Genomic DNA, 21,617 nt, shown 5'->3' on the forward strand with positions numbered 1-21,617 from the left:
AGGGAGTGGTCATTGGTTCCGTGACACAGAACAAAAGCTGTGAATTTTCACAGCCTCTGAAAACGGGATATTTCCTTGTTTTTCAGAGATTTGCGTTCTTTAGAAAGCTGTATTAATATAGGAATAGAGAAAGGCGGTGAACCTATGAATCATGTGCATGGAATCCAGTATAAAAACAATTCCAAAGAAGAACTGTTCCCCGATTTTGGTCCGGATTTTCCATATACCTGTTCCTATGTAGAGTTTGGCCTTTGCATCGGCGGACAGATACCGTGGCATTGGCATAAAGAGATCGAATTATTTTACATTGAAAAAGGAACTCTGGAGTATGACACTCCAGGCGGAAAAATAGTCTTCCCGGAAGGTTCCGGCGGCATGGTCAACTCCAATATTCTGCATTCCACAAAGTCTTTGGATCCAAAAAAAGATACGATCCAGCTGGATCATATCTTTGATTCCTCACTGATCAGCGGACAACACGGCAGCCTGCTGGATCAAAAGTATATTCTTCCGTTCACCGGTTCCCCGCAGGCGGAAATACTCAGCTTTTATCCCCGGACTCCAAAAGAAAAGAGGCTTCTTAAGCTGCTCCGGGATTCCTTTTTCTTATCTCCCCACGAATTTGGATATGAAATACTGCTCCGGTCGGCTCTCTCTAAACTCTGGTGTCTTATGCTCTCTTTATCCCGGCCTCTTTTAGGCCAAAAGAAACCGCAAAGCGGTTCGGACCAAAAGATAAAGTCAATGATGGAATATATCCAGGATCATTATTCTGAGAAGCTTACTGTGCCCCGGATCGCACTTGCCGCCTATATCAGTGAGCGGGAATGTTTCCGTATATTTCGGCAGAGCCTTGGCATAACTCCTTCAGAATACGTAAAAAACTTCCGAATCCGGCAAGCCTGTATCATGCTCTCTGATCCCAGTCTGTCTGTTTCTTATATCGGCCAGTCCTGCGGCCTCGGAAGCAGCAGCTACTTTGGAAAAACTTTTCGGGAAGTCATGGGGTGCACGCCCAGGGAATACCGCTGCAAATGGCAGAATCCTGATATAAAACAGCAGTAATCTTATATTTTTATCTGTATTTTTTCGTTATTATTATATTAACAGATAAGCAGAACAGAAACAGGGCCCTGATTCTGTCTCTCCTGAAAACTTTGATCTTATGGAAGGAGGACAGATACAATGATAAAACTTTATATTTTCAATCTGGAAGAATTTTTATACCTTGCAGACCGGTGCAGCGGCCCTGTGAATCTTTTGTCTGAAGGCGGGAAGTCTGTGGATATCAGAAACAGCTGCAGTGTTCAAAAGAATTTGTATCAAGAGCACCGAGAGAATGGGGGACGTTTATACCTTGGCCTGAAGATTCAGAATGTAAAAGACTACTTTCGTCTGGTGAATTTCTCTATTGGAGATATGTAAACAGATATTTCATCATAATAAAGGCAAGCCGCAGATTAGAGAAGTTCTGCGGCTTTTCCTGTTCAGTGCAGGGCAATTCTTATGGTGGCGAAGAGACAAACAGAGCAAAGTCCTATAACTACAAGGCTCCCCGAGATGATACTCAGAAAGTTTTCTCTCCATTCCTTCCTAAAACTTTCCCTGATGGTCAGTCCATACTCCCGTAAAGTCTTATACAATATAAATCCAAGGAGCAGGATATACCATACATTCTGAAGCATGATTTCAGCTGCAATGAGCAGGGTGAGATTGACAGCTGCATAGGCAGCATCCATGTGTAATTTCTTCTGCATAAACGTCATGAGGTATGCGATAAACGGATTGATCATAGACACCAGGAACATCACCGCAAGCTTCGGGTCTTCCCCGATCGCGGCTGAGACTGAGCCTCCCACTCTGGCCGCCCCCATGGAAAGGTATGCAAGACACACAAACGGCGTCAGGCAAAGGAGGACCTTGGCGATATTGTAATACCTGTCTAATCTGCTGCTTTTTACATTCATCATCTTCATCCCTGCTTTCTTAACTCAATATATTACAGTAAACTTTCAAAATCATCCCGGACGCCTGCTACTTTCAGGCCGATAATAACCTGAAATGATTTTCCATTCACAGAGCAGCCATGGGCTCCTATGGATTTAAAATACGGGTCATCTTTACAAAGAGTCTCATCCTTTACGTTGACCCTGAGCCTGGTGGCACAGTTGGTCACATCTTCAATGTTGTCCTTTCCCCCCAGTCCTTCGAGAATCAGCTGCGCAAACTCGATTTTCTGGTCCTGCTTAGAACCTTTCTTCTCTCTGAATTCTTCCTTGGAACCAAATTTAATCTCATCATCATCTTCCCGTCCCGGTGTCTTAAAGTCAAATTTCTGGATCAGGAATTTAAATACCACAAAATAAATTCCGGTAAATGCAAGACCGATGACCAGCAGGAGCAGATACTGTTTCCAGTGATTTCCCATCAGCGGTATCCAGTTTAAAGAAGCCATTTCGATCGCTCCTCCGGAGTGAATTCCTACGATTCCTGCCAAATACATCGTAGTCGATAAGGTTGCCGCCAGCAGTGCGTGTACTACAAAGAGTACAGGCGCCACAAACAGGAAGGTGAACTCGATCGGCTCTGTCACACCGCAGAATATCGCGGTCAGAGTAATCGGAATCAGCAGACCTAAGATCTTCTTTTTCTTCTCTTTCTTCGCAGTTGAGTAGAAAGCAAGTGCGATTCCCGGACATCCGAAGATCTTGGAAAACCCTGTAGATGTGAATCCTGCCATAGGAACCAGCGATTTTAAAGACGCACTGGATGCTGCGATCTCAGGAAGCTTGGTTGCCCAGTAGGCATAAAGTCCGCCTGGTACCACTACATTGTCGTAATAAAAAGGTGAATATAAGATATGGTGCAGGCCAAAAGGAATCAGGGCTCTCTCTAAAAAGACGAAGACCCATATTCCGAGAGCTCCCGCTCCTTTGACAAATCCCTGGAATGCAAACATACCAAGCTGGATTTTCGGCCATAATAATGCTGCGAGGACTGCCACAGGAATCATCACAAAAAATCCGACCATGAATACGAAAGTAGAGCCGCTGAACGTGCCCAGCCATTCCGGAAGTTCCGTGTCAAAGAAACGGTTATGTAAGTAAATGACGATTCCCGCAATAGCGAGTGCTCCCATCATGCCCATATCCAGGGTTTTTATATTTGCGATCATCGTGAGACCGCTTGTACCGCCGACTTCCTGTGCAAAGTCAACTCCGAAGACTCCTCCCCACTGGGAAAGGATCGTGCTGAGGAAATAATGGAATGTGAGATATAGAACCAAAGCTTCCATACAGCACCGGGCATTCTGTTTTTTCGCCATGCCAATCGGAAGTCCGACAACAAACAGGAGAGGGAGCTGGTTAAATACGGTCCAGCCGCCCTGTAAGAGCACATTCCAGCATTTGTACCACATGCTGGACGGAGCGGCTAGACTGCCCATAATAGTCTCTGTGGTAAACAGGGTTCCGATCCCTATGACAATTCCCGCGAAAGCGAACAAGAGAACCGGTGTAAACATCGCCCCGCCGAATTTTTGAATTTTCTGCATCATAATTTTTCATCCTTTCTTTGTCAACTGGACTCAAAGCCCGGCGCCTGGGTATTGAGCACAACACATCAGACGGAATTTTATGGTCTTTACTGTGTTGTTATTTTCAACAAATTCATCCTAACAGACCTTGAAAATGTAATCAATATATACAAAGGCTTTAGGGAGAGGGGCTATCAAACAATGAAGCTGCACAATTCCTGTGAAATTTCCCAGGAGGAATAAATTTCCGTGTCTTTTTGGATCAGTTTTATTCTTGATATACGTTGTCAAGATCAATATATTGTGCTAATATAATTTTTAGCATCCTACATATAGTTGAAAGGTGAACATTTTTATGAAAAACATAACAACAGCACAGGGTTCCGAATACGCTGTCGTCGTACGGCAGGCAATACTTGAGTCATTCCGGACAGAGAAATTTCCGATCGGAGACCTGCTCAAATCCATACAGAATGAATTTCTACAGGAGGAATATAGCTTAAACATCCTGAATGAGAAGTTTCAGAGTTTTCTAAAGGAAGGTATGGAGGATCATGAAAAACTCCTTCTGCTTGTTAAAGCAGCCGCCGAACTCACTTCCCAGGAGGCTCCCAAATGGGAGAATATTGCCGCAAGACTCAAAATCCTGGAGTTCGAATCTGTGGTTAAAAACAACTTAGAAGAATATCAGATCCGGAATTTCTATGAAAAAATTGTCTTTTTGAGTCAGCAGAATTTATATGGAGATTATATCCTGAAAAATTACGCTGAAGATGAGATTCATTTATTCTCATCCTGGATCCGGCCGGAACGAAACAGCCTGTTTCATTATTCTGGTCTGGAGCTTCTGCTCAGCCGGTATGTAATCCGGGACCGGCAGGGGAATCCTCTGGAGACTCCCCAGGAGATGTTCATGGGCATCGCCATGCATCTGGCAATGAAGGAAACAGAAGACAGAAATCAATGGGTCAAACGATTTTATGATATGTTAAGCCTCCTCCAGGTCACTATGGCCACTCCGACTCTTTCTAATGCCAGGAAACCTTATCATCAGCTCTCTTCCTGTTTCATCGACACGGTTCCGGACAGCCTGGACGGAATCTACCGGAGTATCGACAGCTTTGCCAAGGTCAGCAAATTCGGAGGAGGCATGGGCCTTTACTTTGGAAAAGTCAGGGCCAGCGGAAGTTCAATCCGTGGATTTGAGGGAGCCGCAGGAGGTGTAATCCGCTGGATACGGCTCGCAAATGATACGGCTGTGGCCGTAGACCAGCTTGGAATGCGGCAGGGTGCCGTGGCCGTTTACCTGGACGTCTGGCACAGAGACCTTCCCGAATTTCTTAGTCTCCGGACAAACAACGGAGATGAGCGGATGAAAGCCCACGATGTGTTCCCTGCCGTCTGCTATCCCGACTATTTCTGGGAACAGGCAAGAGACAATATTGAAGGCAACTGGTACCTGATGTGCCCCCATGAGATACTCACAGTCAAAGGCTATGCACTGGAGGACTGCTATGGAACAGAGTGGACCGAAAAATATCTGGACTGTGTCCTTGATGAAAGAATCAGTAAGCGTGTGATCCCTATCAAAGATATTGTACGGATGATCATCAAAAGTGCAGCAGAGACTGGAACGCCTTTTACGTTCAACCGGGATCATGTCAACCGCGCAAATCCCAACCGGCATAAAGGAATCATCTACTGCAGCAACCTCTGTACCGAGATCGCCCAGAACATGAGTGCCTCAGGGCAGACAGAACAGAAAATTGAAATGATCGGCGGTGAAGAAGTCGTTGTCACTGTCACAAAACCGGGAGACTTTGTCGTCTGCAATCTTGCAAGCCTCTCCCTCGGGAATCTGTGTGTCACTGATTATGAACAGCTGTCCTACGTCACAGAGAGTGCGGTAAGAGCCCTGGACAATGTGATCGACCTGAACTTTTTTCCCGTACCTTATGCCGAGATCAACAGCAAAAGATACCGCCCCGTGGGACTCGGGGTCAGCGGATATCACCACATGCTGGCAAAGCATAAAATACAATGGGAGAGCGAAGAACATTTAAAATTTGCTGAAAAAGTATTTTCCGATATCCATTATGCCGCACTGGCAGCCAGCTCAAAAATTTCCGAAGAAAAAGGATCTTATCCGTATTTCCCAGGCAGTGACTGGCAGACCGGGGATTATTTCAGAAAGCGGGATCTCACGAAAGGACGCTGGAAAGCACTTGAAGACCGGGTCAAAAAACACGGCCTGCGCAACGGCTATCTGCTTGCCGCGGCACCTACCAGCAGTACAAGCATCATCACCGGCACCACGGCAGGTCTGGACCCTGTCATGAACCGCTACTTTCTTGAAGAAAAAAAATACGGCCTGATCCCAAGAGTTGCCCCTGAACTGTCCATGGAGACATTCTGGTACTATAAAAATGCCCACTATATTGACCAGACCTGGTCTGTGAAAGCATGCGGTGTCCGTCAGAGACACATCGACCAGGCACAGAGCATGAATCTGTATATCACCAATGAATACACGTTCCGAAAAGTCCTGGACCTCTATATTCTGGCATGGGAACAGGGAGTCAAAACAATTTATTACACGCGGTCCAAAAGTCTTGAAGTTGAAGACTGCGAAGTTTGTTCTTCATAATACAGAAAGAGAGAGAAACGATGACAGAACTTACAAAAAAACCTTTATTTAATCCTTACGGTGACACGGATGTCCGAAAGCGCAGGATGATCAACGGAAATACAACGAACCTGAATGATTTTAACAATATGAAATACCCCTGGGTCAGCGGCTGGTACCGCCAGGCTATGAATAATTTCTGGATACCTGAAGAGATCAATCTGGGGACGGACATCAAAGATTATAAGCAGCTTTCCGAGCCTGAACGCCGGGCATATGATAAGATCCTTTCTTTTCTTATCTTCCTGGACAGCATTCAGACGGCAAACCTTCCAAATATCAGTGAATATATCACAGCCAATGAAGTCAATCTGTGCCTGTCGATCCAGGCATTCCAGGAGGCAGTCCACAGTCAGAGTTACAGCTATATGCTGGATACGATCTGTGAGCCCCAGGAAAGAAACGATATCCTGTATCAGTGGAAGAATGACCCTCATCTGCTGGAGAGAAATCAATTCATCGGAGACCTTTATAATGATTTTCAGACTAATAAAAATACAGAAACATTCGTAAAAACACTCGTTGCCAACTACATCTTAGAAGGCATTTACTTTTACAGCGGTTTTATGTTTTTTTATAATCTTGGAAGAAATCACCGTATGCCTGGTTCTGTACAGGAAATCCGGTATATCAACAGGGATGAAAATACACATTTGTGGCTGTTCAAAAATATTCTGCTGGAATTAAAGAAGGAAGAACCCTCCCTGTTCCATCCTGACTGTATCAATGACTACCGCCGGATGATTAAAAAGGGCTGTGAGCAGGAAATCCGCTGGGGTCATTATGTGATCGGCGATGAGATCCAGGGTCTCAAAAAAGAAATGGTGGAGGAATATATCCGTTATCTTGGAAATCTGAGGTGCCAAAATCTCGGTTTTGAACCCATCTATCCAGGCAGTGAAACTGAACCGGAATCCATGTCCTGGGTCAGCCAGTTCTCTAATGCCAACATGATTAAAACAGATTTTTTCGAGGCAAAAAGCACTGCGTATGCAAAAAGCAGTGCCTTAGTGGATGATCTGTAAAAATGCAGATCCGGCAGTTATTACAGCTGCCGGATCTTTGATTTACCGTTTATTCACTTTTCTTCTTTACCGGAACCCAAACTTCATATTTTGCATTTTCAGGGTCCGCATTCAAGTATACCTCAATGTCCGGCGCTTCCCCAAACTCATATCCTGAGTTCGGCAGCCATTCCGTCCCGATCCTCTTTTCCAGCTGCTGAATCGATTCCGGCATGGTACCTTCTCCTTCAAAGATTGCCCAGGTGGCAGCCGGAACCATATATTCATCCCAGCCTTCTTCTGCGGGATCATCGCTTGAAACTGCGATGAGATATTTCCACTGCTCTGACTTATCGTCACATGCACTGACTCCCAAAATGCCCTGAGGTTCTTTTCCAATCTTAGAAACCAGTTTCTGGACAGATCCGTCTGCGGCAGCTTTTGTCCACAGTCCGGGTACCATCTGAAAGTTTTTTTCCACATCTTTGTGCATCGGCGCAGACGGCCCTATAATACGGAAGCTCTCTTTTGTCTCAATTCTGTAATTCATCTCTGCATCTCCTTTTATTGTGATCTGAAAACTGATGGGAGGATAGGATTTCAATATGATACCGTTTTTTCTCGCCGCCGAAGGCGCTGTGTGATGAACACTTTGAAATGCCCGGTTAAATGCGGTCGGTGAATCATAGCCATATTTAAGTGCTATATCCACGATCTTTTCCTTTCCGGTGCTCAGCTCAGCCGCTGCCATAGACATTCGTCTGCGGCGGATATATTCCGACAGCGTCACATCTGCAATATAAGAAAACATTCTCTGAAAATGATAAGTGGAACAGCATGCAATCTTTGCAAGTTCCTCATAATCGATTTCCTCTGTCAGATGTTCCTCAATATACGATACGGCCTGATTCAGCCGCTTCATCCATTCCATCTCTAAACTCCCTCCTACAACAAAAGAATACAGCCATATGAAAAAATATTCCTCTCAATCTGTGCACGAAAAAGAGAACTGCCTCACAGACTATTTTCCTGCAATTCCGTCTGCTATCAATTTTGCTACCTTTTTCATATCTTTTCCCAATTCACAGTCACCCTTATTATCGCAGAAAAAACTTTCCACAAGAATAGCCGCCGGTTTTGTTCCATTCAGAAAATACAGATGATCCTCTTTTTTCGCTCCCCTGTCCCTGAATACACCGGCCAGCTTTTTCTGAACTCTCTGTGCATACGCTTTTCCTGTCTCCGTCTTGTAGTACACTTCCGCGCCATGTCCTGTTCCGTCGCTGGCATTTAAATGCAGTTCCAAAGCCAGATCATAGACGCCCTGATTGATGAGAGGTAGTTTATATGATTTTTCCTCTTCCTTAGATGCAAATTTCTTTTCGGGACATACAACAACATCTGCTTTCCACCCGTTCTTCTCCAGGTACACCTTTAAAAGAGGGGCAAGCGCCTTGTTATACTGGTATTCATTCACAACACCGCTGGCTGAAGTGCACATACCGTTTTTCAAAATACTGTGGCCCACTGAAATTACTGCTTTTTTCATACATTTGCCTCCTTTTTTTATTTCGGATCAATGAAAAAGGCAAAACCATAAAGACGGTCCTGCCTTAATCTTACAACCTACACCTGTCTTTTGTGATAGGTCTATTATAAAAATTTTCTGCTGCTCAAGCAATAGTTCTGCAGTCAATCACTCACCCGGGTGAGTGAATCACTGATCCTATGTAACCTATTTTTTATACCTGTTGATCTGGTTTGCACTTATGACCACATCGCCCTTGCCTACCTTTATACCCTTGGCTTCCAGCAGTTCAGATACCGTGCACACTTCAAATCCTTTTGCTTTCAGCTGAGGAAGAACCTTTTCCACTGCCGCCACCGAAGGTTTATGGATATCATGCATCAATACGATATCTCCGTCCTTAGCCTGCTTTAAAATCGTATTGACCGTGGCATTTGTATTCAGTGTCTTCCAATCCAGTGTATCGATGCTCCATAAAATCAGAGGCGCATCAACATTGGCTTTTACTGTGTCATTGATGGCACCGTAAGGAGGTCTAAGCTGTCCCACATCTGCTCCTGTCACCTTGGAGATGGCAGCGTTCATCTTCTGCATCTGCAGCTGGACTCCGGAAGCCCCGATTTTTGTGAGCTGAGGATGATTCCATGAATGTCCTGCCACTTCATTTCCTGAATCCATGACTTCCTTTACCAATTCCGGATACAGGTTGGCATTCTGTCCCAGCATAAAAAATGTTGCTCTCGCGTCATTTTTATCTAAAGCTTTGACGATCCTGTCCGTGTTCTCTCTGGCCGGACCGTCATCAAAAGAAAATGCGATCAGTTTCTTCGTCTTATCAATTTTTCTCGGTACATAGAGTGACTCTTTTAATTCATCTCCTGTGCCTTTGTCTATGACGCCTTCATTGGCCTTAGCCGTCATTTCTCCAATCCCGTCATTTAGACTCGTGTATTTTGTCTTTCCGGAACGGACAAACCAGATACTGCCGGCGGCGATCACTGCCAGCAAAAGAATCCATCCGGCAATACCGGCTTTGTTCCATTTCCTTCTTGTTTTCCTTCTTCTGCTCATTCTACTCACCTTTTTCCTTTATCATCTGAAAGTTTTTTACATCCACCAATCCTTTATCTGTCAGGCGCAGTTCCGGTATCACCGGGAGCGCCATAAATGACAATGTTGTGAAAGGATCACAGTCCTCTGATACTCCCATTTCCCTGGCTCTCTGTACCATGGCATCCAAACGCCTCTGTATCTCCTTTGCAGGCTGCGTACTCATGAGTCCGGCAATCGGAAGGGGAAGTCTCCCCACATCTTTTCCATCCTGCACCAGAGCATAGCCTCCCTGCATCTCTTGTATCATCTCCACAGCTTTCATAATGTCTCTGTCATTATCTCCTGCTGCAATAATATTGTGTGAGTCATGGGCAACCGATGTGGCAACTGCTCCATTAGTGATCCCATATCCCTTCAGCGGAGCTGCCTTAATATTCCCTGTACCTCTGTGCCGCTCAAACACACACAGCTTTGAATATGTGGAATCGGGACAAAAAAGACCGTTCTCAGCAGCCACCTCTTCTTTTAGGTACCTTGTCGTAATCTGTCCGGGCACCAGTCCGATTACCGGCACTTTTCCTTTTGTGTGCAGTTTCAGCTGTTCCTCAGTGAACGGTTTCAGATTCACTGTGTGCATCATTCCCCTGTAATCCGATTCATGTTCCGCCCTGTCTTTCAGCAGACGCCCGGACGGGATACCCTTTTTGTACACTTCGAGCACTTTCATATTCTCCAAAGAATCTAAGACTGCGATATCTGCATCAAATCCCTTTTCCAGGCATCCGACGCCGGCAAGACCATATGTCTGCGCCGTATTCCAAGTGCCCATGGCCACTGCTTCCTCCGGCTTAAGTCCCAGCCGGATGCTTTTCTTTATATTATAGCTGATATGACCTTCGTGCTCGATCGTATCCAGATGTTTATCATCTGTACAGAAAAGAAATCCTTCCGTGTCCAGGCCTTTCTTCACGATTCCTGAAACGATTGCCTCCACATTTCTTGCCGCACTTCCTTCCCGGATGAGAATTTTCATTCCGGCTCTCCGCTTTTCTTCTGCCTCTTCAAAGGAGGTACACTCATGGTCCGTCATAACCCCTGCCTGTATATATCGATGCAAATCGGTTCCCGAGAGTCCGGGAGCATGACCGTCGATCACTTTTCCCCTGCAGAGAGCGATCTTATCCATAATATCCTTTCTTCCTGCAAGAACATCCGGATAACACATAACCTCACCTAGGCCGAGCACTCTCGGATGTTCGATCCACGCCTCCATATCTTTAGACGTGAAATCCGCCCCATTAGTTTCAAATGGTGTGGAAGGAATGGAAGACGGCAGCATCACATAGACGGAAACCGGCAGATCCTCTGATACATCCAGAAGATATTTCATAGCTTCATTTCCCCTGACATTGACCATCTCATGGGGATCAGCGATTACTGTCGTAGTCCCGTGGGGCAGCACTGCCTCTGCAAACGCGGCCGGTGATGCCATGCTGGACTCAATATGGACATGGGCATCGATGAATCCCGGACAGAGCACCTTTCCGCTGCAGTCCACTTCTCTTTCTCCGTCAAGTCTGCCGATCTCCGCGATCACTCCCCCTGACACAGCCAGATCTGCCCTGTAACTTGTCTTTGCCTTTACATCTACGATGGTTCCGTTTTTAAACACAAGGTCGTATGACATTATTGTATCCTCTTATCTGGCCTGTTCTCTCAGCATATCGGCTTTGTCCAGGCGTTCCCACGGCAGATCCAGATCATTTCTTCCGAAATGACCATAATTTGATGTCTGACGGTAGATCGGTCTTCTCAGATCCAGCATCCTGATGATTCCTGCCGGTCTTAAATCAAAGTTTTTCCTGATCAGTTCCACAAGGTCTTCGCTGGATATTTTCCCGGTGCCGAACGTATCCACATTGATGGATGTCGGATGTGCAACACCAATCGCGTAGGACAGCTGAATCTCACATTTATCAGCCAGTCCGGAAGCTACGATATTCTTTGCCACATAACGCGCAGCGTATGCAGCCGAACGGTCTACCTTGGTACAGTCCTTGCCCGAAAAAGCTCCGCCGCCGTGCCGTGCATATCCGCCGTAGGTATCCACAATAATTTTTCTTCCCGTAAGTCCCGCATCACCCTGCGGTCCCCCGATGACAAAACGTCCTGTGGGATTGATGAAAAATTTTGTTTGATCATCCACCATTTCTTTCGGCAGAACCTTATCAAAGATCTCTCTCTTCACATCTTCGTGAATCTGCTCCTGATCCACTTCCGGATCGTGCTGTGCAGACAGGACTACAGCTTCCAGACGGAAAGGCTTTCCGTTTTCATCATATTCCACGCTGACCTGCGTCTTGCCGTCCGGTCTCAGATAAGGAAGAACCCCATCCTTACGCACCTGCGTAAGTCTCTTGGACAGCTTATGAGCAAGAGAAATCGGATACGGCATATACTCCTCCGTCTCATTTGTGGCATAGCCAAACATCATGCCCTGGTCACCTGCGCCAATCGCATCCAGTTCCTCATCAGACATATCAGATTCCTTTGCCTCCAGGGCCTTGTCCACACCAAGGGCAATATCTTTGGACTGCTCATCAATGGCCGTAATGACACCGCAGGTGCTCGCGTCAAATCCATATTTGGCTCTCGTATATCCGATATCCGTCAAAGTCTGCCTTACGATTTTCTGGATATCCACATAGGCATTGGTTGTGATCTCGCCCATGACCATAACGAGTCCTGTTGTGGTACAAGTCTCACATGCTACCCTGCTCATCGGGTCTTGTTTTAACAGTTCATCTAAAATAGCATCTGAAATCTGGTCACAGACTTTGTCCGGATGTCCTTCAGTCACGGATTCTGATGTAAATAATATTTTTTCCATTATGTGCTCCTTTCGCTCTGCTGTACAGCAACTATATATATCGAAAAAGGCCCGAACTGATCGGACCTGCTTCAATCTAAAATCATAAATTCGGCATGATATTTACATTCCTGCTGCGGATGACTTCCACTTCCTTCACCTGCCCTGCGGCAACCTTAGATACGCGGACTGCCCCGCCCGGAAAATAATAACAATGCCCGCACTTTACTTCTTCATTTTCCAAATCAATGCCCTTAAGTACTGCTTCTCCTATGGACTCTCCTTTGTATTCCTCCGGAATGTTCACATGGACCAGCTCATTTACTTTGGCAATCTTCTGGTTCGGCAGAAATACTGTCTTGTCAATGTCCTCAAAACGGTCCAGAAAATACTTTCTTATAATGAAGAGGACCGCGATTGAAAAAATACAGAGCAGATTTTCTACCGGACTGGTATGCTGCGCGATCATCTGTCTTGCAATCGCAAACATCAGTACTTCTACCAGTGTCGACGCAGTATGCCTGCAAAGCATCTTAATGAACTCCACGCAGATCACAAGATTAAATGCATTGAGTACAAACTGATAGACAGCATCGGAATCCGGATTAGATGATAAAATAGCGATCAGATCTTTGATCATCCAGATCCCGCCGCCGATAACCGCTATGGCAATCAGCGCAGATAAATAAAACTCTATCCACTTGGATATTTTAAAAACTTCATTCTTCAGGTATTGTCGCACCGGCAATTCCCCCTTAATATCTATACAATACGCAGCTTAAATCTCGCGATTTCTTTCTCACTGTTCACCAGCTGAATATCTCCGCCAAGATTCTGAATTTTCTTTTCAAAGCCTTCATAGCCCCGGTAGATATATCCGATATCGCTGACTGTAGTATAACCGTCGGCCGCAAGGCCTGCAATGACCAGCGCCGCCCCTGCACGAAGGTCAGGTGCTGAGACATCTGCCCCGGTAAACAATTTGACTCCGGTAATGATGGCTGTTCTGCCGTCTACCTGAATACGGGCACCCATCTTTGTCAGTTCATCCACATACCGGAAACGGTTTTCAAAAATGCTCTCTGAAACGATGCTTGTTCCGTTGGACAGAGCCAGTGACACTGCCATCTGAGGCTGCATATCCGTCGGAAATCCCGGATACGGGAGAGTTTTGATCTGGGTGGAATCGAGCCTTTTTGTTGCTACAACTCTGACCGCGTCGTCAAACTCGTCTACCTGCGCACCGATCTCCTCCAGCTTCGCGCTGATGGCTTCCAGATGCTTTGGAATAACATTTTTAACCGTAATATCACCTTTCGTAGCTACAGCCGCAGTCATGAATGTCCCCGCCTCAATCTGGTCCGGAATAATGGAGTATTCACAATTTCCAAGCTTTTCTACGCCTTTGATCTTAATCACATCAGTGCCGGCTCCGCGTATGCTGGCTCCCATGCTGTTCAGAAAATTGGCTACGTCAACTACATGCGGCTCTTTTGCCACATTTTCAATGGTTGTATTTCCCTTTGCCAAAGCCGCTGCCATCATGACGTTAATCGTCGCACCCACAGATACCACATCCATATAAATGTGGCAGCCGATCAGCTCATCGGCAGTCGCTGTGATCATGCCGTTTTCTATCTCAATCCTGGCTCCCAGCGCCTTAAATCCTTTGATATGCTGGTCGATCGGACGGCTTCCGATCTCACATCCGCCCGGCAGGGCTACTCTGGCCCTTTTATACTTCCCAAGAAGAGCCCCGATCAGATAATAAGAAGCCCTGATCTTCCGGATATACTCGTTATCCACATCGCAGTCCGCATTCATCCCGCTTCCGCTGATAACTACTTCATGTTTTCCTAATCTATTCACTGTGGCTCCAATGCCTTCCATGGCCTGGAGCAAAACATTTGTATCCCTGACATCGGGCATATTCTCAATAGTACACGTTCCGTCTGTCATAACTGCTGCTGCTAAAATGGGCAGTGCAGCATTCTTTGCGCCTCCGATGACAACTTCCCCTACCAGTGGGTTTCCGCCTTTAATGATATATTGTTCCATCATACACCTCTATATAAAACTCTATTCAATCAATCGAATCATTCATTCTCTATCAATAATCTATCCATTCTTCTGAAAAATAAGCGTGTCTTTTTTTAAACACAACCCCTGGACAGGCAGTCATAGCCTGCATAAGCCCAAAAGTTCCATGCCGCTTACTCGCATATTTATCAGTATATCACACTACATTAAGTTTTCCAACACTTTTTCTAAGGCTTCCCCGATCTTTAAATCATCGGCATCTACCGTGATGTCTGCATATTTTTCATAGAGAGGTATTCTTTCCCGGTATAAGTCACTGAGTGTCTGCCCGTTATCCAGCACCACACCCCTTGCCGCAAGGTCGCCAAGGCGTTCGGCAACCGTTTCATAATCAAGCTTCAGATAGATGACTGTACCAATATTTCTAAAATGTTCCATCGCTTTCGGGCTGTAAATGGCGCTTCCCCCCGGTGCGATCACAGAGTTTTCGGCTTCGACAGATGCGTTGACCTCCTCCTCAATCTTTTTAAATGCTTCGTTTCCTTCCTGGCTTATGATATCTCTTAGAAGCTTTCCGGTCTTCTGCTGGATCACCAGATCCGTATCAATAAACTCGGCTCCCAATGCCTTGGCGAGCAGAACTCCGATGGTACTCTTGCCGGCCCCGGGCATTCCAATTAAAATATAGTTATTTCCTTTTTGGCTTGTCATTTCTTTTCTTCCTTTTTTTCTTCTTTACGGAGTATCCAAAACTTCCGATCTGTCTGCCCGTCTCAAAATATCCTCCGTGTGAATAGATTAGGGGATTGGTCTTTTCGAGGGCAAACCGTCCGTTTTCTTCCATATAAGTATCATCTGCGAGAATGTTTACAACTCTGGCCGTAAACATATGATGAGAGCCCAGAGGAGTGATCTTTTCTACCCGGCATTCAATATTCACAGGACTCTCCTTGATATACGGCGCATAGGATAGTATACCGTGTTCCCCCGTGAGTCCCGTCTCTTTAAACTTATCCAGGTCCCTTCCGGAGCGCACGCCGCAGAAGTCTGTCGCTTTGGCAAGTTCTGCCGTGGTCAGGTTGATGACAAACTCACCGCTCTTTTCGATTATATGATAGGAATGTCTCTGGGGTCTCAGTGAAATATAGGTCATCGGCGGATTTGTACAGATCGTACCCGTCCATGCCACAGTAATGATGTTGTCAGATTCTCCCTCCGCACCGCAGCTTACCATCACCGCCGGCAGGGGATATATCATATTGCCCGGTTTCCAGGATATCTTTGACATGCCCTTACATTTCCTTCCGTATGGCTTCCCTGAGCTGTTCCATCTCTCCGTCTTCATAGCTCAGTTCTTTCCATCCGATATTTACGGTATCGCCCTCGTATCTTGGGATGATGTGCATATGAAAATGAAAGACGGTCTGACCAGCTACTGTTCCGTTGTTCTGTAAAATATTCATTCCGTCGCAGTCAAGTACTGACTTTAAAGCCCTCGCAGTCATAACTGCAAGTTCAAACAGTTCTCCGGCTGTGGCCGTATCTATATCGTAAATATTATCATAGTGTTCTTTCGGCAATATGAGTACATGCCCCTTGTTGGCCGGAGCGATATCCATGATTACCTTAAATTTTGAATTTTCATAAATGGTTGTTGACGGAATCTCTCCGCTGATTATCCTGCAAAATATACAATCCTGTTTTTTCATGATCTTCATCTCCTTTGGTAAGTATTGTATCTTATTTATAGGCCTTTTTCAAGAATCCAAAAATGAAGTGTGAAATTATTACTATAATATTCGCTTAACTAAAAAAGGTGAGTCTCTGCGACTCACCTTTTAGACTATTTAATTGTTATTGATCGGAGGCTTCTCTTCGATCCGCCCTATTTCATACATGCCATACACAACTTCTGTATTCCCTTCAATTTCTCAATCAATCCGAACTCTGAGTCTCTGCGACTCAAACATCAAACTTCTTGATCTTTCATTTCTTTTACTTCCGTTCTCTTCTATATACATCTGATTCTTCGTATGACGTTCTACCTGTCCTGTCTCTCCGACCTGTGTATAAAATCTATACCGGACATATTTATTCTATATTCTGAAGGCTCACTGTATGAAATTTATTACTCTCTGTATATAGAATGTCTTCTATGTCTTTCGACATAATATCCAAACAATATCGCCTCCCATCGATTCTTTCTAGGTATCCGTTTCCTTGTTCCTCTTTATGTTATTATTATAAAAAACAGACCCTATATTGTCAAGCAATTTTATTATGTATACAATGTTTTTTGTTTTCTTATTATTTATTTCTAAATATTCTGATAATTTAACCGCCTTTTTTCAATTTATCCACAGTTTCTTCACGATTTGTTCACAATTATTCGTTACAATAAAACATGTAAAGTAGTTAAACATTTTTAAATACTTTCAAATCCTACCCCTCTTGAGGATGAAAATCCTCTCCTTATTGTTTTAAAGTTTTAAAGTTACTTACAGAAAAAGAGCAGCCTGCCCGGCTGCTCTTTTTCATTTCATAATTCAGTTCTTCCTTCCAGTGCCCGAAGAAGGGTAACCTCATCAATATATTCCAAATCTCCGCCCACCGGAACTCCGCTGGCAATTTTGCTGACTTTGATGCCTGTCGGCTTCACAAGTTTGCTTATATACATTGCCGTGGTCTCTCCTTCCAGGCTTGAGTTGGTAGCAATGATCAGCTCGTTCACATCACCCTGAAGTCTGGCCATCAATTCTTTCAGCCGGATGTCAGAAGGTCCGATCCCAAGCATCGGAGATATTGCTCCGTGCAGAACATGGTAAATGCCCTCGTATTTTCCTGTTTTCTCATAGGCCATCAGATCCCTGGTGCTCTCCACCACCATAATGGTACTGTGATCACGCTTGCTGCTGGAACAAATTGGACAGATGTCCTGATCCGTCAGGGTACAGCACTCTTTACAGTAGTGGACATTTTCCTTTGCATCCAGAATGCTCTCAGATAAATGCTTCACCTGGTCCAGCGGCATATTTATAATGTGAAAGGCAAGCCTTCCGGCCGACTTGGGACCGATTCCCGGAAGCTTTCCCAATTCTTCAATCAACTTCGTGATCTGACTGCTGTAATAATCCATATCCGTTATCCATCCTTAGAAAGGAAATCCGCCTCCCATGCCTCCTCCGAGACCTCCGGTGATTTTCCCCATTTTGCTCTGTGAATCTTCTTCCATCTTGCGGAGCGCTTCATTGGTGGCTGCAACGATCAGGTCCTCCAGCATCTCAATATCATCCGGATCAACTACTTCCTCATCCAGACTTACGGATACCACTTCTTTTTTGCCTGAAACAACAACCTTTACAACTCCGCCTCCGGCTGTGGCTTCATATTCAGTCTCTTCTAATTGTTTTGTTGTTTCTTCCATCTGCTTCTGCATCTTCTGCGCCTGTTTCATCAAGTTGTTCATATTTCCGCCCATACCCGGAAATCCGCCTCTTTTTGCCATCTTAAATACCTCCTGAAATAAAACTCTTTTTATTCTTCTATTGTCACATCCATGTGAATACAATCCAGATTAATGGTGTCATCATTTTTCTCAGATTCCAGTTCACCGATCTCTATCTTTACCTGGAACCCTGATCTCTCGGCCAGTTCCTCTTCCAGTGCCTCTATCTTCTCGGGATGCCTCTGAAAGTAATCCTTCCCCATGTTCATACTGCCTTCCGGCTTGAACATAAGTCTCAGAACTTCTGTCGATTCATCCGCAGTCAGAATTCCCTTCGAAAGGAGATTCTTGATCATCGGCGGCTGTGCAAGCTTCACCTGCTTCCAGTGCTTGATGATCTCCTTGAGTTCCCGGGCTCTGGCTTTCGGAAGCCTCTCTTCCAGTATCTGCTCCGTTGTCTTTTCCGGTTCCTTCTGCTTCTGAACAGGTTCTTCTGCGGCAGTCTGGGGTACCGCGGCAATTCCCTGAGTTTTTATCTGTTCAAGCGAAGCCTCCAGCATACGCATCCGCTCCAGTACACTGGACAGATCCGTCTCCATCTGCGGCCGGCACATCTTGATCAATGCCACCTCTGCCAGCACTCTTTTCGATGTGGAAAACCGGATCTGATTCAGCAGATCCGACAGTATGCGGATATACCGGATCACAGTCTCTTCTTCCACCTGTGCTGCCTTTTCCTGCATCAGACTGAGCTGCTCCGCAGAAACTTCCAGAGCTTCCATGGATGCATCACCCTTGCCTGCCAGCAGAAGATTTCTCAAATACCAGATGAAATCCGTGATGAACTGGGATAGTTCTCTTCCCTGCTCCACAACCTTTCCGACGATCCCGATAACCTCCGTCACATCATTTGCAAGGATGCTGTCCAGAAGCCTTGCATAGACACTGATATCTACGGTTCCCAACACTTCAAGCACATTTTCATAGGTCAGTTTTTTCCCGAGATAAAATGCAATGCATTGATCCAAAAGACTCAGAGCATCGCGCATGGAACCGTCCGCCATTCTGGCTACATATCTCAGCGCCTTTTCTTCTGCCTCCACGTGTTCCTCCGACATCAGTTCCATGAGCCGGTCCGCAATAACATCTGCTGTGATCCGGTGAAAATCATATCTCTGGCATCGGGAAAGGATCGTTATGGGTATCTTGTGTACCTCTGTGGTGGCCAGAATAAAGATCACATATTCCGGCGGCTCTTCCAAAGTCTTTAACAGGGCATTAAATGCCCCCATGGAAAGCATATGCACTTCGTCGATAATAAACACTTTATATTTTCCTGAAGCCGGAGAATACTGCACCTGTTCTTTGATATCCCGGATATTGTCGACACCGTTGTTTGACGCTGCGTCAATCTCCATAACGTTCATAGAACTGCCTTCCTGGATCTCCCTGCAGCTTTCGCAGACTCCGCAGGGATTTCCGTCCTCCGGGTGCTCACAGTTCACTGCTTTGGCGAGCAGCTTTGCGACCGACGTCTTTCCGGTTCCCCTGGTTCCGCAGAACAGATAGGCATGGCCGATACGCCCGGCTTCCAGCTGGTTCTTCAGCGTCGTGACGATATGATCCTGCCCCTTGACCTCATCAAAGGCCGACGGCCGGAACTTTCGGTATAAAGCCATATATGACATATTCTTTCCTCCTGCATCATTTCCTTATTGTATCATAACCTCTGAAAATGGAAAAGGAAAAAAATCGTCGAACTTTTGCCCCTGTTTTCCGTTGCCTTTTACACGAACTCCCATATAAACTTATAGTTGCCCCTGCATGAAATTTGTACATAGAAAGAAGCGTGAATATGAAGAATCAAAATAAACTGACAACATTTTCTCATGAATTAAAAAACTCTCTGACTTTAATTTACAGTCAGATTCAGTACATAGAGCAGACACACCCGGAGCTCTCACAGGACGTTTACTGGTCCGGCATGAAAGCTGATTTCTCCTCTGTCTTTGACATGGTCCGCCAAATGCTTTCCCCGGTATCCGATGCCTCAGCCACACTGGAGCCCGTGGACTTAAACGCACTCCTGGAAGAAATCAAATGTTCATGGAGTTTAAGGCTGAACGAGTGCAAAATCCGCTTTTCTGTCCAGACAGAGGATTCCTCTCCCTATTATGTCAAGGGATCCAAGACTAAATACCTTCAAATCTTCAACAACTTAATTTCCAATGGTGTCAACGCAATCTGCAGAAAAAAAGAGGCCTCAAGAGAGCCTCTGATTTCTGTCCATTTAAGCCGGGAAGGAGATTTTATTGTCTGCAGTCTTTCCGACACCGGAATCGGCATGACAAAAGAACAGCAGTCCCGCGCCTTTTACCGCGGTGTCTCTTTTGTGCCCAAAGGAAACGGTATCGGCCTATCCGTAGTCAGTGGAATTGCCAGGGAACTGGACATCTCTATCCACATGGATTCGGCCTTAAATCAGGGCACTACCTTCACCCTCATTTTCCCCTGTCTTGCCGATACAGCAAGATAGCCAAAAGAAATCCCCCGATGCAGCCCCCAATATGGGCTGCATTGTCAACTCCCATGGTAGAAAAGCCATGATACAGGCTTCCCGCGATCATAAGCGCGACTCCTCCTCCGTAAAATTCTTTTTGATAACCCCTGTTTTTAATCAAGATCCAAAGCATTGCACCAATAAGTCCGAAAATAGCTCCCGATGCACCGACAGATGCCACCATTTCTCCCATATTCATATAGTACACAGCGGAGACAATACTTCCGCACAGCCCGGCTCCCATATATAAGGCTACATATCTGGCCCTGCCGAAGATCGGTTCCAGTCTGCTGCCAATCAAAACAAAGACGATCATATTGTTAAACAGATGATCAAATCCATTGTGCAGGAAGTTGCTCGTAACCAAACGGTAAAGCTCCCCCTGTTTGAATGCATGCATCCATGTGAGCGCTCCCCAATTAAGGATCTCTGTGCTGGCAGCGGACCACAGATACATGAAAATATTGATCGTCAGTATAACAGCCGTAGCCTGGTAATCTTTCAGTTTTCTGAAGCGGAACTCTTCTGGCGGAGCCGATGACCGGTCTTTGCTGTCTGAGGCTGAAAGGATCATACAGACAGGATCATATAATTCCTCAAAAGCCCTGTCAGGATCCGTCCATGTGGATCTGCCCTGTTCTGAAAGAATCAGTACAAGAACCGATGCCTTCGGTCCAATATACTGCTTCAGTTCCTCATTCAGCGATCCGGTCTCCTCTGTAGTATAAAGGCTTCCGTCCGGTTTGTGTTCATAGGCAATAAATACTCCTTTTTTCCTTCCCCAATCTTCTTTTACATAACACGGGCCCAAAGGAGTCATTTCTTTTTGGTATCCTCTGATATTCAGTAAATTTAATATTCTCTGGTACATGACATTTCCTCCAATAGAAGCCTTTT

21 protein-coding genes are annotated in these 21,617 nt (G+C 45.5%); 5 read left to right on the forward strand and 16 right to left on the reverse strand.

All coding sequences use genetic code 11. The annotated features are described in order from the left end of the window. Positions 1–144 precede the first annotated feature (144 nt). Entirely contained in the window at positions 145–1,065 is a 921-nt protein-coding gene (locus tag QVP35_RS04425) for an AraC family transcriptional regulator (protein ID WP_009290005.1), read from the forward strand. A gap of 120 nt (positions 1,066–1,185) precedes the next feature. Then, on the forward strand, positions 1,186–1,425 hold the full coding sequence (locus QVP35_RS04430; RefSeq protein WP_009290006.1) for a hypothetical protein: 240 nt from the start codon (positions 1,186–1,188) through the stop codon (positions 1,423–1,425). A 62-nt stretch (positions 1,426–1,487) separates the two neighbouring features. Here the strand turns inward: QVP35_RS04430 and QVP35_RS04435 are convergent, their stop codons facing one another. After that, positions 1,488–1,970 carry a hypothetical protein gene (locus QVP35_RS04435; protein WP_009290007.1) on the reverse strand — a complete coding sequence of 161 codons (483 nt, stop codon included), beginning with the start codon at positions 1,968–1,970 and terminating at the stop codon, positions 1,488–1,490. 29 nt (positions 1,971–1,999) lie between these two features. Further along, positions 2,000–3,556, reverse strand: a complete 1,557-nt coding sequence (locus QVP35_RS04440) for an alpha-glucoside-specific PTS transporter subunit IIBC (RefSeq protein ID WP_009290008.1) — start codon at positions 3,554–3,556, stop codon at positions 2,000–2,002. Between the two features lie 334 nt (positions 3,557–3,890). Here QVP35_RS04440 and QVP35_RS04445 point away from each other — a divergent pair, with 334 nt between their 5' ends. Together QVP35_RS04445 and QVP35_RS04450 are read left to right on the forward strand one after the other, a co-directional pair. Continuing rightward, positions 3,891–6,182, forward strand: a complete 2,292-nt coding sequence (locus tag QVP35_RS04445) for a ribonucleoside-diphosphate reductase subunit alpha (protein WP_022260834.1) — start codon at positions 3,891–3,893, stop codon at positions 6,180–6,182. Positions 6,183–6,202: 20 nt separating this feature from the next. After that, the gene (locus QVP35_RS04450; RefSeq protein WP_009290011.1) at positions 6,203–7,246 is read left to right on the forward strand and encodes a ribonucleotide-diphosphate reductase subunit beta; all 1,044 of its coding nucleotides are present in this window, start codon (positions 6,203–6,205) and stop codon (positions 7,244–7,246) included. 49 nt (positions 7,247–7,295) lie between these two features. Here QVP35_RS04450 and QVP35_RS04455 read toward each other — a convergent pair whose 3' ends face one another. From QVP35_RS04455 to dnaX, 13 genes are all read right to left on the reverse strand, one after another. Continuing rightward, positions 7,296–8,156 carry an AraC family transcriptional regulator gene (locus QVP35_RS04455; RefSeq protein WP_009290012.1) on the reverse strand — a complete coding sequence of 287 codons (861 nt, stop codon included), beginning with the start codon at positions 8,154–8,156 and terminating at the stop codon, positions 7,296–7,298. 90 nt (positions 8,157–8,246) lie between these two features. Beyond that, complete coding sequence (locus tag QVP35_RS04460; protein ID WP_009290013.1) at positions 8,247–8,774, reverse strand: N-acetylmuramoyl-L-alanine amidase; 528 nt, start codon at positions 8,772–8,774, stop codon at positions 8,247–8,249. A 186-nt stretch (positions 8,775–8,960) separates the two neighbouring features. Beyond that, positions 8,961–9,824, reverse strand: a complete 864-nt coding sequence (locus QVP35_RS04465) for a polysaccharide deacetylase family protein (RefSeq protein WP_009290014.1) — start codon at positions 9,822–9,824, stop codon at positions 8,961–8,963. Between the two features lies 1 nt (position 9,825). Continuing rightward, positions 9,826–11,493 carry an adenine deaminase gene (ade, locus tag QVP35_RS04470; RefSeq protein ID WP_022260835.1) on the reverse strand — a complete coding sequence of 556 codons (1,668 nt, stop codon included), beginning with the start codon at positions 11,491–11,493 and terminating at the stop codon, positions 9,826–9,828. 12 nt (positions 11,494–11,505) lie between these two features. After that, positions 11,506–12,696: a methionine adenosyltransferase gene (gene metK / locus QVP35_RS04475; protein ID WP_009290016.1), complete on the reverse strand. Its 1,191-nt coding sequence runs from the start codon at positions 12,694–12,696 to the stop codon at positions 11,506–11,508. Between the two features lie 82 nt (positions 12,697–12,778). Beyond that, the gene (locus QVP35_RS04480; RefSeq protein WP_006568390.1) at positions 12,779–13,417 is read right to left on the reverse strand and encodes a hypothetical protein; all 639 of its coding nucleotides are present in this window, start codon (positions 13,415–13,417) and stop codon (positions 12,779–12,781) included. Positions 13,418–13,437: 20 nt separating this feature from the next. Further along, positions 13,438–14,733, reverse strand: a complete 1,296-nt coding sequence (locus QVP35_RS04485) for a UDP-N-acetylglucosamine 1-carboxyvinyltransferase (protein WP_009290017.1) — start codon at positions 14,731–14,733, stop codon at positions 13,438–13,440. Positions 14,734–14,916: 183 nt separating this feature from the next. After that, positions 14,917–15,426, reverse strand: a complete 510-nt coding sequence (locus QVP35_RS04490) for a shikimate kinase (protein ID WP_006568388.1) — start codon at positions 15,424–15,426, stop codon at positions 14,917–14,919. Continuing rightward, positions 15,404–16,003, reverse strand: coding sequence for a flavin reductase family protein (locus tag QVP35_RS04495; protein WP_009290018.1), 600 nt, complete (start codon positions 16,001–16,003; stop codon positions 15,404–15,406). Before QVP35_RS04495 ends, QVP35_RS04490 begins: the two co-directional genes overlap by 23 nt. Before the next feature lie 4 nt (positions 16,004–16,007). Continuing rightward, positions 16,008–16,424, reverse strand: a complete 417-nt coding sequence (locus QVP35_RS04500) for an HIT family protein (RefSeq protein ID WP_009290019.1) — start codon at positions 16,422–16,424, stop codon at positions 16,008–16,010. Between the two features lie 830 nt (positions 16,425–17,254). Beyond that, positions 17,255–17,851, reverse strand: coding sequence for a recombination mediator RecR (gene recR, locus QVP35_RS04505; protein ID WP_009290020.1), 597 nt, complete (start codon positions 17,849–17,851; stop codon positions 17,255–17,257). Between the two features lie 15 nt (positions 17,852–17,866). Then, complete coding sequence (locus tag QVP35_RS04510) at positions 17,867–18,220, reverse strand: YbaB/EbfC family nucleoid-associated protein (protein ID WP_006568384.1); 354 nt, start codon at positions 18,218–18,220, stop codon at positions 17,867–17,869. Between the two features lie 29 nt (positions 18,221–18,249). Beyond that, positions 18,250–19,848 carry a DNA polymerase III subunit gamma/tau gene (dnaX, locus tag QVP35_RS04515; protein ID WP_009290021.1) on the reverse strand — a complete coding sequence of 533 codons (1,599 nt, stop codon included), beginning with the start codon at positions 19,846–19,848 and terminating at the stop codon, positions 18,250–18,252. Positions 19,849–20,015: 167 nt separating this feature from the next. Here dnaX and QVP35_RS04520 point away from each other — a divergent pair, with 167 nt between their 5' ends. Beyond that, positions 20,016–20,696: a sensor histidine kinase gene (locus QVP35_RS04520; protein WP_009290022.1), complete on the forward strand. Its 681-nt coding sequence runs from the start codon at positions 20,016–20,018 to the stop codon at positions 20,694–20,696. On the opposite strand, the gene QVP35_RS04525 is transcribed toward QVP35_RS04520, so the two are convergent. Continuing rightward, positions 20,662–21,591 (reverse strand): rhomboid family intramembrane serine protease, encoded by a 930-nt coding sequence (locus tag QVP35_RS04525; protein WP_009290023.1) that lies wholly within the window; start codon positions 21,589–21,591, stop codon positions 20,662–20,664. The two genes, QVP35_RS04520 and QVP35_RS04525, sit on opposite strands and share 35 nt — an antisense overlap. Positions 21,592–21,617: the final 26 nt, after the last annotated feature.

It is taken from the genome of Anaerostipes sp. CAG:276, assembly GCF_000432215.1.
In the GTDB taxonomy this organism is placed as follows: domain Bacteria; phylum Bacillota; class Clostridia; order Lachnospirales; family Lachnospiraceae; genus Anaerostipes; species Anaerostipes caccae.

Excerpts from the sequence above, each read along its gene's own strand:
- QVP35_RS04495 (WP_009290018.1), bottom strand. The coding sequence starts at position 16,003 with ATGTCAAAGATATCCTGGAAACCGGGCAATATGATATATCCCCTGCCG.
- QVP35_RS04430 (WP_009290006.1), top strand. The coding sequence starts at position 1,186 with ATGATAAAACTTTATATTTTCAATCTGGAAGAATTTTTATACCTTGCA.
- QVP35_RS04525 (WP_009290023.1), bottom strand. The coding sequence starts at position 21,591 with ATGTACCAGAGAATATTAAATTTACTGAATATCAGAGGATACCAAAAA.
- QVP35_RS04450 (WP_009290011.1), top strand. The coding sequence starts at position 6,203 with ATGACAGAACTTACAAAAAAACCTTTATTTAATCCTTACGGTGACACG.
- metK (WP_009290016.1), bottom strand. The coding sequence starts at position 12,696 with ATGGAAAAAATATTATTTACATCAGAATCCGTGACTGAAGGACATCCG.
- QVP35_RS04460 (WP_009290013.1), bottom strand. The coding sequence starts at position 8,774 with ATGAAAAAAGCAGTAATTTCAGTGGGCCACAGTATTTTGAAAAACGGT.
- dnaX (WP_009290021.1), bottom strand. The coding sequence starts at position 19,848 with ATGTCATATATGGCTTTATACCGAAAGTTCCGGCCGTCGGCCTTTGAT.
- QVP35_RS04435 (WP_009290007.1), bottom strand. The coding sequence starts at position 1,970 with ATGATGAATGTAAAAAGCAGCAGATTAGACAGGTATTACAATATCGCC.
- QVP35_RS04485 (WP_009290017.1), bottom strand. The coding sequence starts at position 14,733 with ATGGAACAATATATCATTAAAGGCGGAAACCCACTGGTAGGGGAAGTT.
- QVP35_RS04510 (WP_006568384.1), bottom strand. The coding sequence starts at position 18,220 with ATGGCAAAAAGAGGCGGATTTCCGGGTATGGGCGGAAATATGAACAAC.
- QVP35_RS04490 (WP_006568388.1), bottom strand. The coding sequence starts at position 15,426 with ATGACAAGCCAAAAAGGAAATAACTATATTTTAATTGGAATGCCCGGG.
- recR (WP_009290020.1), bottom strand. The coding sequence starts at position 17,851 with ATGGATTATTACAGCAGTCAGATCACGAAGTTGATTGAAGAATTGGGA.
- QVP35_RS04520 (WP_009290022.1), top strand. The coding sequence starts at position 20,016 with ATGAAGAATCAAAATAAACTGACAACATTTTCTCATGAATTAAAAAAC.
- QVP35_RS04425 (WP_009290005.1), top strand. The coding sequence starts at position 145 with ATGAATCATGTGCATGGAATCCAGTATAAAAACAATTCCAAAGAAGAA.
- QVP35_RS04445 (WP_022260834.1), top strand. The coding sequence starts at position 3,891 with ATGAAAAACATAACAACAGCACAGGGTTCCGAATACGCTGTCGTCGTA.
- QVP35_RS04455 (WP_009290012.1), bottom strand. The coding sequence starts at position 8,156 with ATGGAATGGATGAAGCGGCTGAATCAGGCCGTATCGTATATTGAGGAA.
- QVP35_RS04440 (WP_009290008.1), bottom strand. The coding sequence starts at position 3,556 with ATGATGCAGAAAATTCAAAAATTCGGCGGGGCGATGTTTACACCGGTT.
- QVP35_RS04465 (WP_009290014.1), bottom strand. The coding sequence starts at position 9,824 with ATGAGCAGAAGAAGGAAAACAAGAAGGAAATGGAACAAAGCCGGTATT.
- QVP35_RS04500 (WP_009290019.1), bottom strand. The coding sequence starts at position 16,424 with ATGAAAAAACAGGATTGTATATTTTGCAGGATAATCAGCGGAGAGATT.
- ade (WP_022260835.1), bottom strand. The coding sequence starts at position 11,493 with ATGTCATACGACCTTGTGTTTAAAAACGGAACCATCGTAGATGTAAAG.